Genomic DNA, 19,021 nt, shown 5'->3' with positions numbered 1-19,021 from the left:
GCGCGGGCAGCTTGTCAGCCCGCCGGCAGGTCCGCCTCAAAATTGAAGCGGTCACGCAGGTTTTTGCGCTGCTCCAAAATGTCCTTCAGGAAGGCGCGGTCCTGATCGTTCTTCATCATCGGCTCGATCAGATCGAGCTGGTTCATGGCGACCAGTTGCAGGATCTCGGTGCGCGGCTTGCCGCTGGCGTCGCGCGGCAGCGCGTGCACGACCTGGATGTGTTCCGGCGGCTTGGGGCCTTTCGCGGCGCTAAGCTCGTTGCGAATCTGGCCCTCGAGTGCCGCGTGATCGGCCTCGACAAAGGCATAGAGCCCGACGCCCGAGCGGCGGTCGGCAAAGGCGACGATGGCGGTGTCGCGCACGGCTGGGTTCTTGCGGATCAGCTCGGCCAGCACCGGCGCATCGTTGACGAGCCGGCGGCCGCCGCCCTCGCGGTCGGTGAAGTTGAACAGGCCGCGCGTGATCGCCCGATAGACCTTCTTGCCGGTGGCGAGCCACAGGCTCGCGGCGAACGACTTTTTCGCGAGAATTTTTCGCTCGCGCGGCGTCAGCGCCTCAGGCGCATAGGAACGCTTGTGCTTGAGGAGGTGCCGGAGATCCTCATAGGCGAGGACGCGATAGAGCCGTCCGCGGCGTTTGAAGCAGGCGGCGAGCTGGAAGTCGGTCACATAGGCGCGGCCGTCGCGGCCGACCAGCCAGTTCTGCTCCTTGGCGAGATCGTTGTGGCAGATGCCGGCGCGGCGCAGCCGGCGCAGCGCCACCTTGGCCGAGCGGAAATAGGCGAGATCGCCATGCGGCTTCGCCAGATGCAGTGCGACGCCGTCAACGAAGCCGCGCATCAGGGCGCGGCGGCCGGCCCACAAGAGCTCGGGACCGACGTCGAGGCCCTTGGCGAGCACCAACGCATGCTTCTCGCGCGCGAACAGATGGCGTGCCAGGAGGAACGACCACCACGGCACCTCGTCGAGCCGGCGCAGCACGGCGTCGACTTCGCCATTGTCGCCACGGAAGCGGCCGCGCTCGACGGTCGAGAACACGTCGCGCTTGAGCAGCACGCCCTCGATCCAGCGTGCCGAGAGCACCGCGGCGTCGTCTTTGGGAAGGTTCATCTCAAACTCACGCCGCGGCGGCAATGCGCAAATGATCGGCGATCCAGCGATCGAGATCGGCGAGCGCCAGAGCGCTCATCGCCTGCTTCTTGGCCACCGTTTTCTCGTTGCCGCGCAGACGCGTGCCGTCCGGCTTCTTCGTCGGTGCGCTCGCGAGCGGCGGGAACAGGCCAAAATTGATGTTCATCGGCTGGAACGAGCGCGTGCCCGGCTCGATGGTCTCGATATGGCCGCCGGTGATGTGGCCGAGCAGGGATCCCAGCGCGGTCGTGCCGGGTGGGCTCGCAAGCGTCTCGCCGCGCGAATCGGCTGCCGCATAGAGGCCGGCGATCAGGCCGACGCTGGCGGACTCCACATAGCCCTCGCAGCCCGTCATCTGGCCGGCAAAACGCAGCCGCGGCTGCGCGCGCAGGCGCAGCTGGCCGTCGAGCAGCTTTGGCGAGTTCAGGAAGGTGTTGCGATGCAGGCCGCCGAGCCGGGCGAATTCGGCCTTCTCCAGCCCCGGAATGGTGCGGAAGATGCGCTGCTGCTCGCCGTACTTCAGCTTCGTCTGGAAGCCGACGATGTTGTAGAGCGTGCCGAGCTTGTTGTCCTGGCGCAGCTGCACGATCGCGTAGGCTTTCGTCGCGGGATCGTGCGGATTGGTGAGGCCGACCGGCTTCATCGGGCCGTGGCGCAAGGTCTCGGGACCGCGCTCCGCCATCACCTCGATCGGCAGGCAGCCGTCGAAATAGGGCGTGGTGGTCTCCCACTCCTTGAATTCGGTCTTCTCGCCGGCGATCAACGCGGCGACGAAGCCGTCATACTGCTCTTTCGTCATCGGGCAGTTGATGTAGTCGGCACCGGTGCCGCCGGGGCCGACCTTGTCGTAGCGGGACTGGAACCAGGCCGCCGACATGTCGATGGATTCGCGGTGCACGATCGGCGCGATCGCGTCGAAGAAGGCGAGCGCGTTCTCGTCGGTCAGCACGCGGATGGCGTCGGCCAGCGGGGCGGAGGTGAGGGGGCCAGTCGCAACGATGACGTTGCTCCAGTCCGCCGGTGGCAGGCCTGCGACTTCGCCGCGGGCGATCTCGATCAGCGGATGGTCGTTGAGCGCCTTGGTGACGGCGGCCGAAAAGCCGTCGCGGTCGACGGCGAGTGCGCCGCCGGCAGGCACCTGGTTGGCGTCGGCCGCGCGCATGATCAGTGAGCCGAGCCGGCGCATCTCCGCATGGAGCAGGCCGACGGCGTTGTTGGCGGCATCGTCTGAACGGAACGAATTGGAGCAGACGAGCTCGGCGAGTCCGTCGGTGCGGTGTGCCTCGGTCATGCGGTCCGGCCGCATCTCGTGCAGCACCACGGGCACGCCTGATTGGGCGACCTGCCAGGCGGCCTCGGAGCCGGCAAGGCCTGCGCCGATGACGTGCACGGTATTGAATTGGGATCCTGTCATGGGGCGGACAGGTAGCGCTTTTCGGCGGTCAGTGGAATCGCTGAGATCGAGTTTTCTGCCGCTGAAAACGACAGCGCCCGCACGAGGCGGGCGTTATCGGTTCGTCCGGTTAAGGGCTGAACGATATCAGCCTTGGTATTGACCGGCGGCAACGCGCGGGATGTCCGAGCGATCGAGGCCGATGTCGGCCAGTTCGCGATCGCTGAGCTGGGACAGCTCGGCAACATTGCGCTGATAGTCCCGGAAAGCCTGGATCATGCGGATGAGCGAGAGCAGCATTGGTAGTCTCCTGTAGTTCGATTCAGCCCTTGACCTGAGCGTCATCGTTGAAATGAATATAGAAGAGAGTGGTGCAGTGCGGAAGTTCCGATGTTGCGATGCAGCTAAGCGAAGGATGCATGGCATCGGTAAGAGACGATTAACCTCTCGGCAGTCCCGCCCAACAGCTAGGCGAAACCGGTCGCGTGGCACTCTAAATGCCCGTTAAATCACGGATTTACAGATCTTTGCGCGGCTCCGATACTGAGGAAATGGGTTACATTTCCGTGATCTTCAAGGCGTCGCGGCAGCTTGTATGCCCAAGTCCGGCATGCGTGATTCGCATGAATCAGTATCAGAAGAAATGATTGTTTATTCATAGTATTGGAGGGAGGTAATCCCGCTATCTGTCTCGAGGAGACGGCTGGGATTCGTTCGGGCGAGGCTTCAGGAACTCATTGATGGGCTCGTAGCGAGGCCCGAGATTCTTGCTCAATCGGCCAAGTGTGCGCCCGTTCCAATGATGCGCTGCACACACGCCGAACGTGCAGAGGTCTGATTACAAACTTGTAATGAAAATCAGAAATTTCGCATGCGGCTCTGCGCCGCGCGCAACATCACGCAATTCTCGCGGGGAATTTATTGCGGCAAGTTGCCGCGTCGGCAGCAAAGTCATGTTGCAGATTCCGGCAATGTCGCTGGGTCTGTCCCAAGAAGAAGAGAAGGAAAGTAACATCATGACGAAGTTACTCGGGGTTATTGCAATTGCCGCCGTCGCTTTCGCCGTCGCGCCGGCCCAGGCCGCCAAGCACGCCATGGGCGGTTGCAGCGGGTCCAATCTGGAGAAGACGGAGACCGCGATCGAGAACATGGCCGACGGTGACAGCAAGTTCGTGGCCGAGAAGGAAATCACGGCTGCGCAGGACGCGCTGCTCAACGGCAAAATGGGTGCGTGCGGCATGCACCTGAACAAGGCGATGCAAGCCACCGCAGGCAAGTAAACGGGTAAGTAAGCGCACCAAGAGAGGGCCGGTCGCCGGGCGATCGGCCCTACGCGTTTTGTTTCAGGCTTGTCTTAAACAGGCTTGTCTTAAGGCGCGTGCGCGAGCTGGGTGGCGAAATAAGCGACCGTCTTGGAATAGACCTCGCTCTTGTTCCACTGCTGGAGCACCGCGAAGTTCGGACTGCCCGGCTGCCAATCCTTGCCGCGCTGCCAGCCATAGCCGGCGAGATAATTGGCGGTGGAAGCGAGCACATCGGGCGCGTTGTGCAAGAGGTCGCGCTTGCCGTTGCCGTCGAAATCGACGGCGTATTTCATCCAGGACGAGGGCATGAACTGGGTCTGGCCGAGTTCGCCGGCCCAGGCGCCCTTCATATCGGCGGGCGCGAGATCGCCGCGCTGGACGATGCGCAGTGCATCCATCAGTTCGCCGCGAAACTGCTCGGCGCGCCGGCAGTCATAGGCCAGCGTCGCCAGCGAGCGGATCGTCGCAAACTTGCCTGTGTAGACGCCGAAATCGGTCTCGAGACCCCAGATCGCGACCAGCACTTCGCCTGGCACGCCATAGGTCTGCTCGATGCGCGACAGCACCGAGCCGTACTGCTTCATCATGTTTGAGCCGCGCGTCATCCTCGGCGGCACCATGCGGCCTGAAAACTCCTCGAAGGTCTGGGTGAAGACCTTTTGCGAGTGGTCGCGGTTGAGCACGCCCTGGTCGAGCGTCACACCGGCGAGCCCGGAGGCAATGGCCTGTTGCGAGATGCCTTTGGCTGCGGCGTCGGTTTTGAAATCCGCAAGCCAGGCGTCGAAATTGCCTGAACCGCAGGCGACCGCGGCGAGCGCAGGCTCGGCGGCGAGGATTAAGGCGGTGAGGGCGAAGGCTGCGAGAGCGAGACGAGAAATCGTCGGGGTCATTCGTCTAAATTGATTCCGTGAAGTGGCATGACCGGCGGCGGCAATGTCGGTTGTAACCGCGGCCAAAGCAAGGCGTATGACGCTGTCCGATCCTGCCCGGATCTGGGCAGGATCGGATGTTGCGATATCGTCAGGCGTCCGTCCTGTTCCGCCACGGGAAGAGATTGGCGGGGAAATCGGCGGCCGGCTTGCGCGGACGCTGTGGCGGAGGCGGCACCGGCCGTGCGCCGGGATCGGAGACGATCACCTTGCGATAGAGATGCCAGGTGGCGTGGCCGAGCAGCGGGATGACGACGGCGAGGCCGAGGAAAGCGGGAATCGTGCCGAGCGCCAGCAGCACCGCGACGATCAGGCCCCAGGCCGCCATCGGCACCGGGTTTTTGGCCACGACGCGGAGCGAGGTGACCATTGCCTCGAACGCACCGGCATGGCGGTCGAGCATCAAGGGGAACGACACGGCGCTGATACAGAGCGCGGCGAGTGCAAACAGGAAGCCCGTGCCGCAGCCGATCGCGATCAGCCACCAGCCCTGCGATGTCGTCAGCACGCGCGTCACGAAATCCGAGATTCCGGTCACGCCCTCATAGCCGAACGCCGCAACATAGATCGCCTGCGCCGTCGCAACCCAGGTCACGAACAGAGCGAGCAACAGCGTGCCCAGGCCGAGCATTGCACCGAAGGAGGGCGAGCGCAGCACCTCCACGGCATCCCAGGCATTGGCCTCTTCATAGCGTTCACGCCGGCTCGATAGCTCATAGAGGCCGAGCGCTGCGAACGGGCCGATCAGGGCAAACCCCGCGGCCAGCGGAAACAGCAGCGGTATCACCGAATAGCCCATTGCGACGCGCGCGATCACGAGGCCGAGCACCGGATAGATCACGCAGAGGATGATGGCGTGGCTCGGAACCGCCTTGAAATCTTCCCAGCCGCGCTTGAGCGCGTCGTACAGGTCGGACAGCTGGATGGTTCGGATGGTTGGTCCCGCCGCATCAGCGGGCGGGGCCATTGTGGGCACATTGCCCTGGTAAAGTGTGGCCATAGTCGCTTGCTCCCTCGCCATGCAGCCGAATCCGGCGCCGGCAAACGGCGCGAGCGGCCGCTTTTCTTGGATGATCGCGATTCCGACCAGACGCGAATTCCGGATGGCATCGCGAGCTGAACACAAAGCGTACTCCCAATCCCGAGTCCTGTCCCTCACGCTTGGGTGAGATTCGATGCCGCAGTGCAACCTCGATGATGTCATTCGGCCGTCATTTCGCCGCAGATAAGCTGATGCTGCTTGTGGTTCGCGAGAACAGCGCGGGCGCATCGCACAAACTTCGTCTATAAGTGCCACTCAAGGCCCTTCTAACGGATCCTTTTCGGGGAGTAGACATGAGCATTTTCGGGAAAATTATGGGCGCGATCTTCGGCAGCCACCCGGCTTCCGCCGCGCCCGCCGGCAGCGCACCCGCAGGGACCACGCCTGCCGGGGCTGCGCCGTCGTCCGCGCCCGGCGCGGCACCCTCTGCGGCGCCCGCAGCGACCGTGGACGTTGCGGCCATCGTCGACAAGCTGGTGGCGGCCCAGAAGGAGAGGCTGGAATGGCGCACCTCGATCGTCGATCTCATGAAGGCGCTCGACATCGATTCAAGCCTGGCCGCGCGCAAGGACCTCGCCAAGGAGCTCGGTTTCAGCGGCGACATGAACGACTCGGCGAGCATGAATGTCTGGCTGCACAAGCAGGTGATGTCGAAGCTCGCCGCCAATGGCGGTAAGCTGCCGCCGGAAATCAAGCACTGATCGAGCACTCGGTCGCTGCGAGGGCCCGCCATCGCGCGGGCCCATTTGCTTCAGGCGACGAGATCCGCATCCTCCGGATGCTTGTCGAGATAGTCGACCACGAAGCCGCAGCCCGCGATCACTTTCTTGCCGTCGCGCCGGATCAAGTCCAGCGCGCCCTTGATCAGCTCGGAGGCGACGCCGCGGCCGCGCAGCGCGTGCGGCGTCTCGGTGTGGGTGATGATCACGGCCGACGGCGTCAGCCGGTAATTGGCGAAGGCGAGCTCATTGCCGACATCGAGTTCGAAGCGGCTCCTGTCGCTGTTGTCGCGTACCGATGCCGCCATGAGAGATCCTTCCGAAGCGCTGCCTGTCCCCTGATCTAGGCGCCTGAACCCGCCCTTGCCAAGGCGCGACCAAGGGAAATTGCCGCAGGGGAGATATCCGGAAAATGCGTGTCCCGCTCAGCCTCATGGCGTTGCTCGCCGCGCTCCTCTCGACGGCGTCGGTCCCGGCTTCGGCTGAGGGCGGTCCGGCCTGGGACGTCTGCATTGGGCTGACGAGCACGCCGGATGAACGGGTCAAGGCCTGCTCGACGGTCATCGACACCAGGAGCGAGACAGGTCAGAGACTCGCCGGCGCCTATTGCAGCCGCGGGCACGGCCTCACCGAGAACCGCGAGCTCGATGCCGCGCTGGCCGACCTGGACGAAGCGGTTCGGCTCGATCCGACCTATGCCTGCGCCTTCAACAACCGCGGCCGCGTCTACAGTTTCAAGCGCGACTATGACCGCGCCATCGCCGATTACGACCAGGCCATCAAGCTCGATCCGTCGCTGGCGCTGGCCTACAGCAACCGCGGCGAGTCCCGCTTCAACAAGGGTGACCTCGACGGCGCCTTCGCGGATTTCGACGCTGCGATCAAGCGCGATCCCAACTATGCCACGGCCTACGCCAATCGCGCCCTGGTGTATTATCGCAAGCACGACATGGCGCATGCGCTCGCCGATTACACCGTGCGGATCAAGCTTGCGCCCGATCTGCTCGCCTTTATCGACCGCGGCAACGTCTATCGCGACAGCGAGCAGCTCGACCGCGCCGCCGCCGACTATGGCGAGGCGATCCGCGTCGCGCCGACCGACGCGCGGGGCTGGCGCAATCGCGGCATGATCCGCCTCTACCAGGGTGACAACAAGGGCGGCCTCGCCGACTACGACAAGGCGCTACAGTACGACCCCGCCGACGTGTTTTCCTGGAACAATCGCGGCCAGGCCAGAATGCGGCTCGGCGACAAGCAGGGTGCGATTGCCGATTTCAGGAAGGCCTTGGAGTTGAAGCCGGGCTTGCAGACGGCGCAGGAGTCGTTGAAGCGGCTGGGAGCGCTGTAGTTCTCCGTCATTGCTTCGCTCGCAATGACGGGGTTAGACCTTCAGCAGATCCTGATACTCCGGGTGCTTCTCGATATACGCTTTCACGAACGGGCACTGCGCGACCACCCTCAGCCCGGCAGCGCGGACCTGATCGAGCGCGCCCTTGATCAGCTTTGAGCCAACACCCTTGCCGCCGAGTTCGGGCGGCACCTCGGTGTGGACGAAGGTGATCACGTCGCCCTCGAGCTCGTAATAGGTCGCGGCGAGATGGCCCTCGAGCTCGAGTTCGTAGCGGTGCTGGCCCCCGTTGTTGATGATGTCGCTCATGATGTTTTCGATGCGCTTCAATCGGCCGCTTTGGCGAGCCGCGAATCTTCTGGCTGAGGTTTTGAGCGCAGGCAACCCTGGCAAATGACCAGCGAACGGCTGACCTTCGCATCCTGATCGGTATCGATGCCGTCCTGCGCGTTGTCCTGTTTGCCTCTCGCAGCGGTTCGCGCTGCGCGAGATGGCTCGGAGGCGGAACGGGGCCGATTGGGGTCCTCGCCGGCGCCATCCCAGGCATAGCGCGCGGGCTTGAAGGCGGGATCCGGGGTGAGCTGGGCTTGCGGGGACATCGCACATCCGGCGAGCGCCAGCGACAAGAGGAGTAATGCGGACGCTTTGACCATGATGCGGCACTCTGTACGCGAGAACTGAGCGAGGTTGCGCCGATCATGTTTAAAATTCCCTGAACGATCGTGCTGGCAGCTACGCGGCCGGCGGCCTTGCGGGGGTGCTGGCGATGGCGATAAATGGGCTGCAATGAGCGGGGGGCTTGCGTGCCGTCCGCCGTCGAAGAGGAAGCCCGATGCAGCCCCTGCGCATGTCCCGCCGCGTCATGAATCTCGCTTACATGCTGACCCAGAATGCGCGGCGGCATGGATCGCGTCCCGGCTTCGTCTGGGGCGACAAATCCTGGACCTGGCGCGAGATCGACGCGCAGGTTTCCGCGCTTTCGGCTGCACTTGCCGCGCGGGGCATCGTGAAGGGCGATCGCATCCTGGTCCATTCCAAGAATGGCGACGAGATGTTCTTTTCGATGTTCGCCGCGTTTCGGCTGGGCGCGGTCTGGGTGCCCACCAATTTTCGCCTGATGCCGGACGAGGTCACCTATCTCGCGCAGGCCTCCGGCGCGAAGGCGTTTCTGTGCCACGTCGATTTTCCCGAGCACGCGAAGGCCGTCAGCGGCGGTACGCTGGAGTTCACCTGGAGCATCGACGGCAAGGCATCTTTCGGCGAGACCTCGGTTGCAGGTGCCATCGCGTCGCAGGCCGGTCACGTGGTCGAGAACGTCGCGGTCGAGCATGACGATCCCTGCTGGTTCTTCTTTACGTCCGGCACCACCGGCCGCTCCAAGGCCGCGGTGCTGACCCACGGACAAATGGGCTTTGTTGTCACCAATCATCTTGCCGATCTGACGCCCGGCGTCACCGAAGACGACGCATCGCTGGTCGTGGCGCCGCTGTCGCATGGCGCCGGCGTGCATCAGCTGGTGCAGACCGCGCGCGGCGTGTGCACCGTGCTGCTGCCGAGCGAGAAGTTCGACATCGACGAGGCGTTCCGCCTGATCGAGGCGTATCGGGTCAGCAATCTCTTCACGGTGCCGACGATCCTGAAGATGATGGTCGAGCATCCCGCCGCCGACAAATACGATCACTCTTCGCTGCGTCACGTGATCTATGCCGGCGCGCCGATGTATCGCGAGGACCAGAAGGCCGCGCTGAAGAAGCTCGGCAAGGTCATCGTGCAGTATTTTGGCCTCGGCGAGGTCACCGGCAACATCACGGTGCTGCCGGCAGCGCTGCACGATCCCGAGGACGGGCCGCATGCCAGGATCGGCACCTGCGGCTTCGAGCGAACCGGCATGCAGGTCTCGATCCAGGACGACGAGGGCCGCGAGCTCAGTGCCAGCCAGAGCGGCGAGATCTGCGTGATCGGCCCTGCCGTGCTCGCCGGCTATTACGACAACCCCGAAGCCAATGCGAAGGCATTTCGCAACGGCTGGTTCCGCACCGGCGATCTCGGCCACATGGACGAGGAGGGATTTGTCTACATCACCGGCCGCGCCTCCGACATGTACATCTCCGGCGGCTCCAATATCTATCCGCGCGAGATCGAGGAGAAGATCTTGACGCATCCTTGCGTCGGCGAGGTTGCCGTCCTCGGCGTGCCGGATGCGACCTGGGGCGAGGTCGGCGTCGCCGTCTGCGTGGCGCGCGAAGGCGCCAAGCCTGCGAGCGAGGCGGAGATGGCGGCATTCCTGTTGCCAAAGGTGCCGCGCTACAAGATGCCGAAGCGGTTCTTCTTCTGGGAGGCGCTGCCGAAGTCGGGCTATGGCAAGATTCCAAAGCGCATGGTCCGCGACGAACTCGAGGCGCGCGGGCTGCTCGATCTCGACAAGACCAAGGCGGGCTGAGCGCATACGATGCGGAGTATCAAGCAGCCGGGCGCTCCCATCGTCGAGCGCATCCAATGGGTGGAGGCGAGGGGACGCGCCTTCTCGTTCACGCTTCAGGCAGGTGTGCCGTTGCTGGAGGCCGCGCGCCGCGGTTTTGCGGCAGAGGGATTTGCCGGCAGCGTGTTGAATTTTGGCAGCGGTGCGCTGGGGCCGTTCGGCTATGTGATGCCGGCGCTGTCGAAGACCGGCGAGAATGCCGCGTTCTACAGCGAGACCTTTCGGCCAAGGGGCGTGACGCGCACGAAGCTCGGCAGCATGACGCTGGGCACGCGCGACGGCGCGCCTTTCTTTCATTGCCACGGGCTCTGGACCGAGGCCGATGGCCGCGCCAGCGGCGGGCATATGCTGCCAGATGAGACCATCGTCGCCGAGCCGTTCGCGGTTGAAGCGTTTGGGATCGATGGTACGGCGTTCATCGCCGAGCCTGATACCGAGACCAATTTCAAGTTGTTCGGACCGGTGGTTTCCGCGCTCAGCGGCGCGCACACAACGAGCCGGGCCTTCGCTCTGCGGCTGCGGCCTAACCAGGATTTCGCCGGCTGCCTCGAAGAGTTTTGTCGCGCGCAAGGCATTGCGCGCGCGAAAATCCACGGCGGCGTCGGCTCGACCGTCGGCGCGCGCTTCACCCATGGTGGTGTGACCAAGCCGTTCGCAACGGAGCTCGCGATAACGGCCGGCGCGATCGCGCCAGACGCATCCGGCGCGCTCGAAGCTGTGCTCGATGTCGCGCTGATCGACTACACCGGGGGTATTGCGGAGGGCCGTCTGATCCGTGGCGACAATCCTGTGCTGATGACCATGGAGCTGGTGCTCGAGGTGTTGGCGTAGCTACGGCGAGCGATCATCAGGAATGCGCGCGCAGTTTGGCAATGGCCAGGAACGTCGATTCACTTATCCCTGATATGGTCGAGCCAGATCCTTGAAAGAGGTCGAGCACGGGAGACTGATCGGTGCTCTGGCCGTTCTTGAGGTCATACATGGCGGTGAACCGGCTCAGGAGCTTTTCAACCTTCGCGGGGTCGGACAGATCTTTGACCTTGAGGATCTTGTCCACGAACTTGGCTTGCTGATCGATCGGCATCGCAGCCATCGAGTCAGGCAGATCGAAGGTGGTCCTGAACACCTCCGAAAGCGCCTTGTCGGCAAGGATGTCGTATGCGGAGGTGATTTCTCCCGCCTTTCGCTGGAAATATAGCGCCAGGCGCACACCGGGATTCGTATCCCCTTGCTGCTGCTCCAGGCTTTGCTCGATATAGTTCGCTTGTGTTTCCCGGAATTGATCTCGCTTCTGCGGACCCATCATCGGGAGGCGCGCGACGTTGCCCTTGCTGTCGAAGTTGAACGACGCCACGATTTCGGCAAAGCGAGGATCGCTCTGCGTGTTCGCGAAGCTCTTTGGATTGTTCAGGTCGGAGGCGAAGACCTTCTTGAGAAAATCGTCGCTGACCTTCCTGGGGTCCAGACCCTTGGCCAGGAGAATCAAATCGACCATTGGCCTGTTTGCAAGAAGATCGGAAACACTGTCGATGCCTGCGATCGCCTCCTGATAGGCCGTCGCATCCTTGGTGGCTTGTGCCCGAACTGCCGCCTGCTGCTGCGGGGTTGCCGTGCTCGCGCTCTTCACTGCTTGAATGATGTAGTCTTTCGCAATCTGGAGGACTTCGGCCGAGTCCTGCGCGACCAGGGGGGTCGTCAGATTGCCTTTTGCATCGAAGTTGAAGGCGCGCGCGAGCTGAACGTATCGATTGTCCTTGAGGGTGTACACGTAGCTCTTGGGATCGTTGAGATCGCTTTCGAGGACTTTCTTGACGGTGTCTTGCGAGACCTGTCCGGGATCGAGGCCGACGGCGCCCAGCGCAAAATCATACACACCCGGCGTCGACACGAACGCCTGGACCGAATTGATCTTGAGGAGGTCCGCCCTGAATTGCTTGACCGCCACGGCTCCGTAGATCGGGCTTGCCGCAGCGTAGACCTCGGCCTTGCTGTCGTCGAACTGCTTCTTCGTGAGCGTTATATTTGCGGCAGTCTGCGCAGGCGTACCTGCCGGAAGCGACCCGTCGGGCAGGAACTCGAACGCGCCGGCCAAGTCTACAAAATTGCCGATCGTCGCGATCTGGTCGTTGAGGCTGGAAACGCTCTTCGTTGCCGTATCGAGATGATATTTCTCGACCAGGATCTGGACCTGCAATTGGGGCACGTTGGCGCCCGGCTGTGAGAGTTGGGCCGTATAATTGGTAATGTTCGAATTGGCGGTGCTGATATCCGATTGCGCCTGGGTGAGCGCTGTATTGAGGCCGCTGAGCTGGGACGTGAAGGTGGTGTTGACGTAGCTGCTTGGATCGGACGGATCGCTGCGCAAGATCTGGCTTATCGTGTCACGCGACCACTTGCTTTGGTCGATCCCGTATGCCGAATAGACATAGTTGCGAAGACGGTCGTTGTTCAGGAGTTTGTCTGCGCTGCTGACGTTGCCGATTTCGGCGCTGTAGTAGTTCGAGTCGTCGGCAAGTGCATTGACCTGGTTTGTCTTGGTCGACGTGTAAAGACCGATCATCTCATCGGTCTGGTTCTCCGATTGCGCAACCGGCGTTGCACTGCCATTGAAGGAAAATGCCGCGGCAAACTCCTGGTAACGCTTGTCGACCAATTTGTTCACAAAGCTGTTGGAGTCGGAGAGATCGCTCTGCAGCACCTTTTTCATGAAAGCCTTGGCGTACGTCATGTCGTCCAGGCCATATGCCTTCATCGCATAACTATAAAGGCGATAATCCTTCATGAAATCGTCGACGGTCTTCACCTTGCCGATGTTGGCTTTGTAATAGGCGGCCTCCCGCGCGACGTCCGGTTGCTGTCCAACCCGCGTCAGCGACTGCTTGAGATTGCGCGTGATGTAGTTGTAGTTGAAATACGTTGTCACCATCGCGCATTCCTCGCGGCTTCTAACGGTCTTGGACTTCCGTCAATCATTGCCGGGGTCGCGAGGTGGGGGCTGGCCTCATGCCAGCGAGCTGTCTCAGCGCTATGTTTTTCTAAGACGATTCTGATCCACAATCTTAGATTTTAGTTTGAGTCCAAGTGACGCATAGCGGGTTTTATTGCTATTTGTTTCCATATGTTTCTCAGATGCAGCTTTCGCGAAGATTGTGTTCCTGATATGTTCCCATCAGCAGATAGGTCGTAAGGAGTTGGAAGCCGGGCATGAGCCGAAGAAGCGGTCGAACGATCAACCTGCCGGCGCCTTACCTGAAACGGATCTGGCTCGACCCGTTGCAGGTCCACGATCGCGAGGTCTATCCGTTTTGCTTGCCGATCTTTCCGGATGATTTCGAGCTTAACTTTGAGGCCGCCGTCACGATCATCGTCGGAGAGAATGGGACGGGCAAGTCGACCATCCTCGAGGGTATTGCAGCGCTCGCTGGCTACGACGATGCCGGTGGCGGGAAGGGATACATGCCCGTCGACCACTCCGAAGCGCGGGAGAGGATGGGCGGCCAACTTTCCAAAGCTCTGCGCGCAAGCTGGCTGCCGAAGATTACCAATGGTTGGTTTTTCCGCGCCGAGAGTTTTTTCTCGGTGGCGCGATATCTCGACAAGGCCGCACGCGATGCCGGCCAGGTCGGCCCCGATTTCCTGTCGCATTCCCATGGCGAAGGCTTCCTGCGCTTCTTCGAAGAGCGCTGCCAGCGCCAGGGCATCTTCATCTTCGACGAACCGGAATCGGCGCTGTCGCCGGCGCGCCAGATCGAATTCCTGAAGCTGCTGCGACGCATGGAAGAGTCGCGCATCTGCCAAGTCATCATGGCAACCCATTCGCCGCTGCTGATGGCTTATCCGAATGCGAGCTTGCTGCGGCTGACCAGAGCGGGACTTGAGCCGGTGAGGTTGCGGGAGACGGATCATTTCAAGGTGATGCGCGAGTTTTGCGACGATCCGGACGGATTTATCGACGCGGCGTTGGACCAGCAGGGAAGGTAGAGGGCATGGGTCGGAAACGCCGTCGCGAAACCACGCTGCCTGCACCTTACCTTCGGCGCATCTGGCTCGATCGCGCGCAGGTCGAGGATTGGGAGGCGTATCCGTTCTGTCTTCCGGTGTTCAGGGACGAGTTCGATCAGAGCTTCGATACCGCCGTGACCATCATCGTCGGCGAGAACGGGACCGGCAAGTCGACCATCCTCGAGGGAATCGCTGGGCTCGCCGGCTTTGCCAGTACGGGCGGCCGCAAGGGCTTTCAGGAGATCGACGGCGGCGGCATGGAAGTCACCGGCGTAGAGCTGTCTGCCGCCTTGAAGGCTGCCTGGGTACCAAAGGTGACCGATGGCTGGTTCTTCCGGGCGGAAACATTCTTTTCGATCGCGCGCTATCTGGACCGGTCGGCCGTGAGCGCTGCGCAAGCCATGGAGGGCGTGTTTGGTGCGAGCGTTCAGGAGGCGCCGGACTATCTCTCCTTCTCCCATGGCGAGGGCTTTCTGGTTTTCTTCGAGGAGCGCTGCCAGAAGCAGGGCATCTACATCTTCGACGAGCCGGAATCGGCGCTGTCGCCGGCGCGACAGATGGATTTCCTCAAGCTCCTGCATCGGATGGATCTCTCCGGCAATTGCCAGGTCATCATGGCGACCCATGCGCCTCTGCTGATGGCCTATCCAAATGCGCAGCTGCTTCGGCTCGGGAAATACGGCCTGGAGCCGACGACGGTGGAGCGGACGGATCATTACCGGGTGATGCGCGAATTCTGTGACGATCCGCGCGGGTTCGTGGAAGCGACGCTGGGGGAATAGGCGAGGGGCACAATCGCTCTCTCCGTCGTCATTGCGAGGAGCTCTTGCGACGAAGCAATCCAGAGTCTTTCCGCGGCGGCAGTCTGGATTGCTTCGCTGTGCTCGCAATGACGGCTCGTAGCCGCATGCTTCTTCTTTCATTGACGTTTGAAATCGCGGACACACGTTCACACCCTCGCGGCATATCCTGCCCGAGCTTTGCTCAATCGGCGCCCCCGAAAGTGCCGAGGGCGCAGGGAAGGCCGGGTGCCGGCTGGCACCCGCGGTCCGCTGTGCGCAAATGCGCTGGAAACAGATGCACAGCGGCATACAGGTGAAGCCAAACATCCGGCCTTCCCTGCGCAGTGGCTTTACGGCTTATGTCGTGATCTCCCCGGGGAGCGATGCACTATTGCCCCCGTCACCTTGCGGATGGCTGATTTGCGTGCCCGGTCGGGCCCGCACATCACCACAAGACTTGGCGCACAGGCTCCGGGCGCCAGGACCACACGATTTTGCCGTACGCGGGCTGCACCGGTCGTTTGCGCCTCGGTAGTTGCTCACGGCGTGAGCCGCCCTGCAAACCACCTTCGCGCCGACGCCGCCCGCGTCCACCACGTCCCATCCCGCGTTCGTGACGATCGCGACAACGCCCCTCGGCCGGGTTGAGATGGCCTCCTATACGATAATCCGAAGTTCTGATAAAGAGAATTATCTTTGCCTGATGTCGTTGACCTTTGCGTGGGTGTTTTGGGCGCCGGGCAGCGCAACAGGTTGTGGGTTGCGTAAGCGCGCTTTCTATTTCGATCCGGCAAACGCCTTCAGCTTCAGAAAAAAGTCCTTCAGAATCGGGTTGCGGTCCACATAGGTCACGTAACGGATCGGATGCCGCCTTTGGTCGACGCTCCAGGTCATCTGATCGGTGAGAACCGGGGCAGGGACGATCACGCTCGGTGCCCACGCGGGATTCAGCAGCCATCCGACCGGCGCCATGTCCCAGATCTCCTTGGCCCAGCCCAGATGATCGGACGAATATTCCTTGAAGCGCATAGCGAGAAACGTGCCGATGCTACCGTGCGGTTCGACGTAGCGCTCGATCTCCGGCACCGTGCTGTGCAGGCGCGAGGTGACGCCCATGCACGGTACCAGAACGAGCGGCACGCCGCTGTCGAACAGCACCTGCGCGCCGCCGACGTCCTGCTTCAGATTGAACTCGATCGTGTGCGGCCATTCCAGCGCATGGCCGCCAAGCCAGACCACCACGATGCGGTCGATGATGTCAGGGGCTTTGAGCAGCGCTGAGGCGACGTTGCTGATGGCGCCGATGGCAATGACGTAGAGCGGATTGTCAGGCGAGCCCGCGCGCGCCCGGGCCACGAGGTCGTCGACGGCGGGCGCCGCCTGCGCCGTCTTGGCCGGACCGACATAGTCAGTGACGCCGCGATGGACCAGGCCTTCGGCTGCGATGTTCAGGCGCTCCAGCAGGCGAAGGATTTCCTGGTAGCTCAGCTCCATGCCGTGGCCGGGACTCTTCGCGCGTGCGTTGAAGAACGGCGCGGCGTAGATCGCCTCGACGTCGAAGCGGTCCTTCGACAGCAGCATCTGCACGAGCGCGAATTGATCGTCGATCTCGTTATAGGTGTCGGTGTCGAGCACGACGCGCACCTTGCCGACCGGCGGCTCGAGGAGTTTGAGGCGGGCTGCGTCCGTCAGTGTCATTGCCGTCTCCCTGGGCCGGGCGTGGCGATTGCGGATCAAGCTTTGGTCCGGCAGACCACGTCCGCGATCTCCTCCATCTGCGCGAACATGTGATCGGGCGCAAGCGCCTGCAACGCGGCCGGCGCGGCATAGCCCCAATTGACCGCACCGCAGGCGATGCCGACGGTCCGCGCCGCCTCAATGTCGCGGACCTCGTCGCCGATCGAGATGACATCCGCCGGGGCGATGCCGGCGCGCCGGATCACGCGGCGAAATTTCGTGGGCTTGCCGAACACCGAGGCGGCGCAGTCAAAATGCGAGAACAGCGCGGCGGTGCCATCGAGCTTCCGCCGTGCATTGGCCTCGCTGTCGGAGCTCACGAGCGCCAGCTGAACGCCGCTGTCCGCAAGCGTCCGCAGCATCGCCTCGACGCCGGCAAACAGCGAGATCTCGGCCGCCGCCTCCGCCTTCAGCCGCCGCGCATGCCGCGCGATCACCGGCAGCTTCCACAGCGGCACCTCGAGTCGGCTGAGGATCTCGCGCGTCGAGGCATGCCGCAGCCCCTCGACATCCTCATCGGCGACGCGGCGAAAGCCGAAGCGGTCGGCGACGTCATTGATGGTGCGCAGGAACCAGGGAAAGCTGTCGACAAGCGTGCCGTCGAGATCGAAGATGGCGAGGGAGTAGGGCATGGGGAAAAGGTCGAGCAGACTGGCGCCGGCAATGCGGTGATAGATGCCATCGCGTGTTATATTGACATTTGCAGAGGTGACAGATGCCAGAGCTCCTAGCAAGGATTACCGTCGACCCGCAGCGTATGCACGGGCGCCCCTGCATTCGTAATTTGCGCATTACGGTTGCCGAGGTCTTGGGGCTGTTGTCTGCTGGACAGTCCCGGGAGAGCGTTCTCCAAGACTATCCGTATTTGGAGGAGGCCGACATTGATGCTGTGCTCGCGTGCCGCGAGCGCATCGAGATCAATCCGGAAATTATGGCTGGCAAGCCAGTCATTAGGGGCACGCGTACGCCAATTGAATTACTTTTACGCATGCTGGCTGCCGGGGTATCCGACGAAGCGATCGTCGCGGAGTATCCGCGGCTTACTGTTGACGACATTCGTGCCGCTCAGGCGTTTGCAGGGAACTATTAAGTGGTCGAAGGCTGTGTATTTGTTGGATAGGGACGCCGTCAGCCAACGTAACGGATGCTCATAGGGCTTGGCTAGGTGACGAGCGCGCTAAGGACACTATGGCAGACTCGGGCTCCACTTGCTCCATGCCTCCGCACTTGCCCCTTCGTCTTTGAGGTGCCTTCGGACACTGTCCGAAAGAACGTCTTCGGAACAGTAGAGGGGAATACCTATTCCACCGTAAAATCCCAAACCTGACAAGTGATCGGCCCACGGGCGAATTGTTGGATCAACGAATGCCATCCGATGTGTAAGCTCATAGATTAGGCCTGCGAGGATAGCTCCAGAATGATCTCGCTCTGAATTCCACTTCATTTCATCTTGGACTACGTACAACGCAGCAACTGCACTTTCCTGACCAATCTCCGTAAGTTCTTCTTTTTCTTCCTTGCTAAGACCTTTGCCAACCAAAACGTGCTTACCTACGGAGATTGTCGCTGTATCTGCTACGCACACCACATCCAGCAACTCGCGCGGATGTTCCGGACATTCTTCCGCACACTTCTGAATTGCTTTATAGAGACGATCCCAATCTCGGTCTCCTTGGCTCAAGTCGTGCGAATGCGATAAGAGCCCAAAGATTGGAGGCCGATTTAATTCGTCGTAGAGAGTCCCGAGCCGGACCGGGGCTTTTCTCTTAATGGCCGAAGCGGTGAGAAAGGCTCGCTTGATGTCTGAGGAGCGCAAGGTCAGCTTGCATTCGAACGCGGCAACAACGCCGCCTGCGAAAACGTATTTTTCGTTTCCCAGGCCTCTCGGATAGCTGGGAGTGAGGACTAGGACATCAACTTGAGGGCTACTGGAGCCGTCGGCGAAAAGTATGCGTCCCTTTGTGACAATACGATAGGTTGCGGGCAACCAATCTCTTAGAATTTCAGCCCAGTCTTCTTCGGCCTGATCGCCAGCCGTTCCGGGATCCTCTTTGCTTCGCGCACGAATGCGAAGATAAGCGCTATTAAGCGACTCCTTCACCGCGCTCATAAGATTGAAGAAGTCGTGCTTTTTCACATTTTGACCTTAGGATAGC

Annotated in this window: 20 protein-coding genes; 8 read left to right on the top strand and 12 right to left on the bottom strand. The window is 61.9% G+C overall.

Going from position 1 to position 19,021, the window contains the following annotated elements; all coding sequences use genetic code 11:
* Window positions 1-14 precede the first annotated feature (14 nt).
* From UP06_RS31210 to UP06_RS40330, 3 genes are all read right to left on the bottom strand, one after another.
* The gene (locus UP06_RS31210; RefSeq protein ID WP_045007643.1) at window positions 15-1,109 is read right to left on the bottom strand and encodes a serine/threonine protein kinase; all 1,095 of its coding nucleotides are present in this window, start codon (window positions 1,107-1,109) and stop codon (window positions 15-17) included.
* A 7-nt stretch (window positions 1,110-1,116) separates the two neighbouring features.
* A complete protein-coding gene (trmFO, locus tag UP06_RS31205; RefSeq protein WP_045007510.1) occupies window positions 1,117-2,544 on the bottom strand; it encodes a methylenetetrahydrofolate--tRNA-(uracil(54)-C(5))-methyltransferase (FADH(2)-oxidizing) TrmFO in 1,428 nt (475 codons plus the stop codon).
* A gap of 126 nt (window positions 2,545-2,670) precedes the next feature.
* Window positions 2,671-2,823 carry a DUF1127 domain-containing protein gene (locus UP06_RS40330; protein WP_007590701.1) on the bottom strand — a complete coding sequence of 51 codons (153 nt, stop codon included), beginning with the start codon at window positions 2,821-2,823 and terminating at the stop codon, window positions 2,671-2,673.
* Between the two features lie 653 nt (window positions 2,824-3,476).
* Between UP06_RS40330 and UP06_RS31200 the strand changes: the two genes are divergently transcribed.
* Window positions 3,477-3,803: a hypothetical protein gene (locus UP06_RS31200; protein ID WP_045007509.1), complete on the top strand. Its 327-nt coding sequence runs from the start codon at window positions 3,477-3,479 to the stop codon at window positions 3,801-3,803.
* 89 nt (window positions 3,804-3,892) lie between these two features.
* Here the strand turns inward: UP06_RS31200 and UP06_RS31195 are convergent, their stop codons facing one another.
* Both UP06_RS31195 and UP06_RS31190 read right to left on the bottom strand, forming a co-directional pair.
* Complete coding sequence (locus tag UP06_RS31195; RefSeq protein WP_045007508.1) at window positions 3,893-4,717, bottom strand: lytic murein transglycosylase; 825 nt, start codon at window positions 4,715-4,717, stop codon at window positions 3,893-3,895.
* Between the two features lie 130 nt (window positions 4,718-4,847).
* Entirely contained in the window at window positions 4,848-5,756 is a 909-nt protein-coding gene (locus UP06_RS31190; RefSeq protein WP_045007642.1) for a DUF2189 domain-containing protein, read from the bottom strand.
* Between the two features lie 335 nt (window positions 5,757-6,091).
* Between UP06_RS31190 and UP06_RS31185 the strand changes: the two genes are divergently transcribed.
* Complete coding sequence (locus UP06_RS31185) at window positions 6,092-6,499, top strand: DUF3597 domain-containing protein (RefSeq protein WP_045007507.1); 408 nt, start codon at window positions 6,092-6,094, stop codon at window positions 6,497-6,499.
* A 50-nt stretch (window positions 6,500-6,549) separates the two neighbouring features.
* Here the strand turns inward: UP06_RS31185 and UP06_RS31180 are convergent, their stop codons facing one another.
* On the bottom strand, window positions 6,550-6,825 hold the full coding sequence (locus tag UP06_RS31180) for a GNAT family N-acetyltransferase (RefSeq protein ID WP_045007506.1): 276 nt from the start codon (window positions 6,823-6,825) through the stop codon (window positions 6,550-6,552).
* Between the two features lie 104 nt (window positions 6,826-6,929).
* Here UP06_RS31180 and UP06_RS31175 point away from each other — a divergent pair, with 104 nt between their 5' ends.
* A complete protein-coding gene (locus tag UP06_RS31175; RefSeq protein WP_045007505.1) occupies window positions 6,930-7,865 on the top strand; it encodes a tetratricopeptide repeat protein in 936 nt (311 codons plus the stop codon).
* 33 nt (window positions 7,866-7,898) lie between these two features.
* On the opposite strand, the gene UP06_RS31170 is transcribed toward UP06_RS31175, so the two are convergent.
* Both UP06_RS31170 and UP06_RS31165 read right to left on the bottom strand, forming a co-directional pair.
* Window positions 7,899-8,174 carry a GNAT family N-acetyltransferase gene (locus UP06_RS31170; RefSeq protein WP_045007641.1) on the bottom strand — a complete coding sequence of 92 codons (276 nt, stop codon included), beginning with the start codon at window positions 8,172-8,174 and terminating at the stop codon, window positions 7,899-7,901.
* A 17-nt stretch (window positions 8,175-8,191) separates the two neighbouring features.
* The gene (locus UP06_RS31165; RefSeq protein ID WP_045007504.1) at window positions 8,192-8,518 is read right to left on the bottom strand and encodes a hypothetical protein; all 327 of its coding nucleotides are present in this window, start codon (window positions 8,516-8,518) and stop codon (window positions 8,192-8,194) included.
* Between the two features lie 179 nt (window positions 8,519-8,697).
* On the opposite strand from UP06_RS31165, the gene UP06_RS31160 reads away from it, so the two are divergent.
* Together UP06_RS31160 and UP06_RS31155 are read left to right on the top strand one after the other, a co-directional pair.
* On the top strand, window positions 8,698-10,305 hold the full coding sequence (locus UP06_RS31160; protein ID WP_045007503.1) for an acyl-CoA synthetase: 1,608 nt from the start codon (window positions 8,698-8,700) through the stop codon (window positions 10,303-10,305).
* Window positions 10,306-10,314: 9 nt separating this feature from the next.
* Window positions 10,315-11,175, top strand: coding sequence for a PCC domain-containing protein (locus UP06_RS31155; RefSeq protein ID WP_045007502.1), 861 nt, complete (start codon window positions 10,315-10,317; stop codon window positions 11,173-11,175).
* 16 nt (window positions 11,176-11,191) lie between these two features.
* Here UP06_RS31155 and UP06_RS31150 read toward each other — a convergent pair whose 3' ends face one another.
* On the bottom strand, window positions 11,192-13,270 hold the full coding sequence (locus tag UP06_RS31150) for a DUF1217 domain-containing protein (RefSeq protein ID WP_045007501.1): 2,079 nt from the start codon (window positions 13,268-13,270) through the stop codon (window positions 11,192-11,194).
* Between the two features lie 278 nt (window positions 13,271-13,548).
* On the opposite strand from UP06_RS31150, the gene UP06_RS31145 reads away from it, so the two are divergent.
* Both UP06_RS31145 and UP06_RS31140 read left to right on the top strand, forming a co-directional pair.
* A complete protein-coding gene (locus tag UP06_RS31145; RefSeq protein WP_045007500.1) occupies window positions 13,549-14,325 on the top strand; it encodes an AAA family ATPase in 777 nt (258 codons plus the stop codon).
* A 5-nt stretch (window positions 14,326-14,330) separates the two neighbouring features.
* On the top strand, window positions 14,331-15,128 hold the full coding sequence (locus tag UP06_RS31140) for an AAA family ATPase (RefSeq protein WP_045007499.1): 798 nt from the start codon (window positions 14,331-14,333) through the stop codon (window positions 15,126-15,128).
* Window positions 15,129-15,905: 777 nt separating this feature from the next.
* On the opposite strand, the gene UP06_RS31135 is transcribed toward UP06_RS31140, so the two are convergent.
* Together UP06_RS31135 and UP06_RS31130 are read right to left on the bottom strand one after the other, a co-directional pair.
* Window positions 15,906-16,826 (bottom strand): nucleoside hydrolase, encoded by a 921-nt coding sequence (locus UP06_RS31135; RefSeq protein WP_045007498.1) that lies wholly within the window; start codon window positions 16,824-16,826, stop codon window positions 15,906-15,908.
* A gap of 35 nt (window positions 16,827-16,861) precedes the next feature.
* A complete protein-coding gene (locus UP06_RS31130) occupies window positions 16,862-17,497 on the bottom strand; it encodes an HAD-IA family hydrolase (protein WP_045007497.1) in 636 nt (211 codons plus the stop codon).
* Window positions 17,498-17,580: 83 nt separating this feature from the next.
* Here UP06_RS31130 and UP06_RS42480 point away from each other — a divergent pair, with 83 nt between their 5' ends.
* Window positions 17,581-17,955 carry a DUF433 domain-containing protein gene (locus UP06_RS42480; RefSeq protein WP_082081726.1) on the top strand — a complete coding sequence of 125 codons (375 nt, stop codon included), beginning with the start codon at window positions 17,581-17,583 and terminating at the stop codon, window positions 17,953-17,955.
* A gap of 96 nt (window positions 17,956-18,051) precedes the next feature.
* On the opposite strand, the gene UP06_RS41165 is transcribed toward UP06_RS42480, so the two are convergent.
* Window positions 18,052-19,002 (bottom strand): DUF6602 domain-containing protein, encoded by a 951-nt coding sequence (locus tag UP06_RS41165; RefSeq protein WP_156163339.1) that lies wholly within the window; start codon window positions 19,000-19,002, stop codon window positions 18,052-18,054.
* Between the last annotated feature and the right edge of the window lie 19 nt (window positions 19,003-19,021).

Source organism: Bradyrhizobium sp. LTSP857 (assembly GCF_000938285.1).
Classification (GTDB): Bacteria; Pseudomonadota; Alphaproteobacteria; order Rhizobiales; family Xanthobacteraceae; genus Bradyrhizobium.
The sequence above is the reverse complement of the archived record's forward strand: the minus strand, read 5'-3'. Positions and strand labels throughout refer to the sequence as shown.

Bases quoted from the DNA above. Each gene is read 5' to 3' on its own strand.
- UP06_RS31155 (WP_045007502.1), top strand. From the start codon at position 10,315: ATGCGGAGTATCAAGCAGCCGGGCGCTCCCATCGTCGAGCGCATCCAA.
- UP06_RS31165 (WP_045007504.1), bottom strand. From the start codon at position 8,518: ATGGTCAAAGCGTCCGCATTACTCCTCTTGTCGCTGGCGCTCGCCGGA.
- UP06_RS31180 (WP_045007506.1), bottom strand. From the start codon at position 6,825: ATGGCGGCATCGGTACGCGACAACAGCGACAGGAGCCGCTTCGAACTC.
- UP06_RS31170 (WP_045007641.1), bottom strand. From the start codon at position 8,174: ATGAGCGACATCATCAACAACGGGGGCCAGCACCGCTACGAACTCGAG.
- UP06_RS31200 (WP_045007509.1), top strand. From the start codon at position 3,477: ATGTTGCAGATTCCGGCAATGTCGCTGGGTCTGTCCCAAGAAGAAGAG.
- UP06_RS31190 (WP_045007642.1), bottom strand. From the start codon at position 5,756: ATGGCCACACTTTACCAGGGCAATGTGCCCACAATGGCCCCGCCCGCT.
- UP06_RS31210 (WP_045007643.1), bottom strand. From the start codon at position 1,109: ATGAACCTTCCCAAAGACGACGCCGCGGTGCTCTCGGCACGCTGGATC.
- UP06_RS31195 (WP_045007508.1), bottom strand. From the start codon at position 4,717: ATGACCCCGACGATTTCTCGTCTCGCTCTCGCAGCCTTCGCCCTCACC.
- UP06_RS42480 (WP_082081726.1), top strand. From the start codon at position 17,581: ATGCCAGAGCTCCTAGCAAGGATTACCGTCGACCCGCAGCGTATGCAC.
- UP06_RS31130 (WP_045007497.1), bottom strand. From the start codon at position 17,497: ATGCCCTACTCCCTCGCCATCTTCGATCTCGACGGCACGCTTGTCGAC.
- UP06_RS31140 (WP_045007499.1), top strand. From the start codon at position 14,331: ATGGGTCGGAAACGCCGTCGCGAAACCACGCTGCCTGCACCTTACCTT.
- UP06_RS31160 (WP_045007503.1), top strand. From the start codon at position 8,698: ATGCAGCCCCTGCGCATGTCCCGCCGCGTCATGAATCTCGCTTACATG.
- UP06_RS31185 (WP_045007507.1), top strand. From the start codon at position 6,092: ATGAGCATTTTCGGGAAAATTATGGGCGCGATCTTCGGCAGCCACCCG.
- trmFO (WP_045007510.1), bottom strand. From the start codon at position 2,544: ATGACAGGATCCCAATTCAATACCGTGCACGTCATCGGCGCAGGCCTT.
- UP06_RS31145 (WP_045007500.1), top strand. From the start codon at position 13,549: ATGAGCCGAAGAAGCGGTCGAACGATCAACCTGCCGGCGCCTTACCTG.
- UP06_RS40330 (WP_007590701.1), bottom strand. From the start codon at position 2,823: ATGCTGCTCTCGCTCATCCGCATGATCCAGGCTTTCCGGGACTATCAG.
- UP06_RS31150 (WP_045007501.1), bottom strand. From the start codon at position 13,270: ATGGTGACAACGTATTTCAACTACAACTACATCACGCGCAATCTCAAG.
- UP06_RS31135 (WP_045007498.1), bottom strand. From the start codon at position 16,826: ATGACACTGACGGACGCAGCCCGCCTCAAACTCCTCGAGCCGCCGGTC.
- UP06_RS31175 (WP_045007505.1), top strand. From the start codon at position 6,930: ATGCGTGTCCCGCTCAGCCTCATGGCGTTGCTCGCCGCGCTCCTCTCG.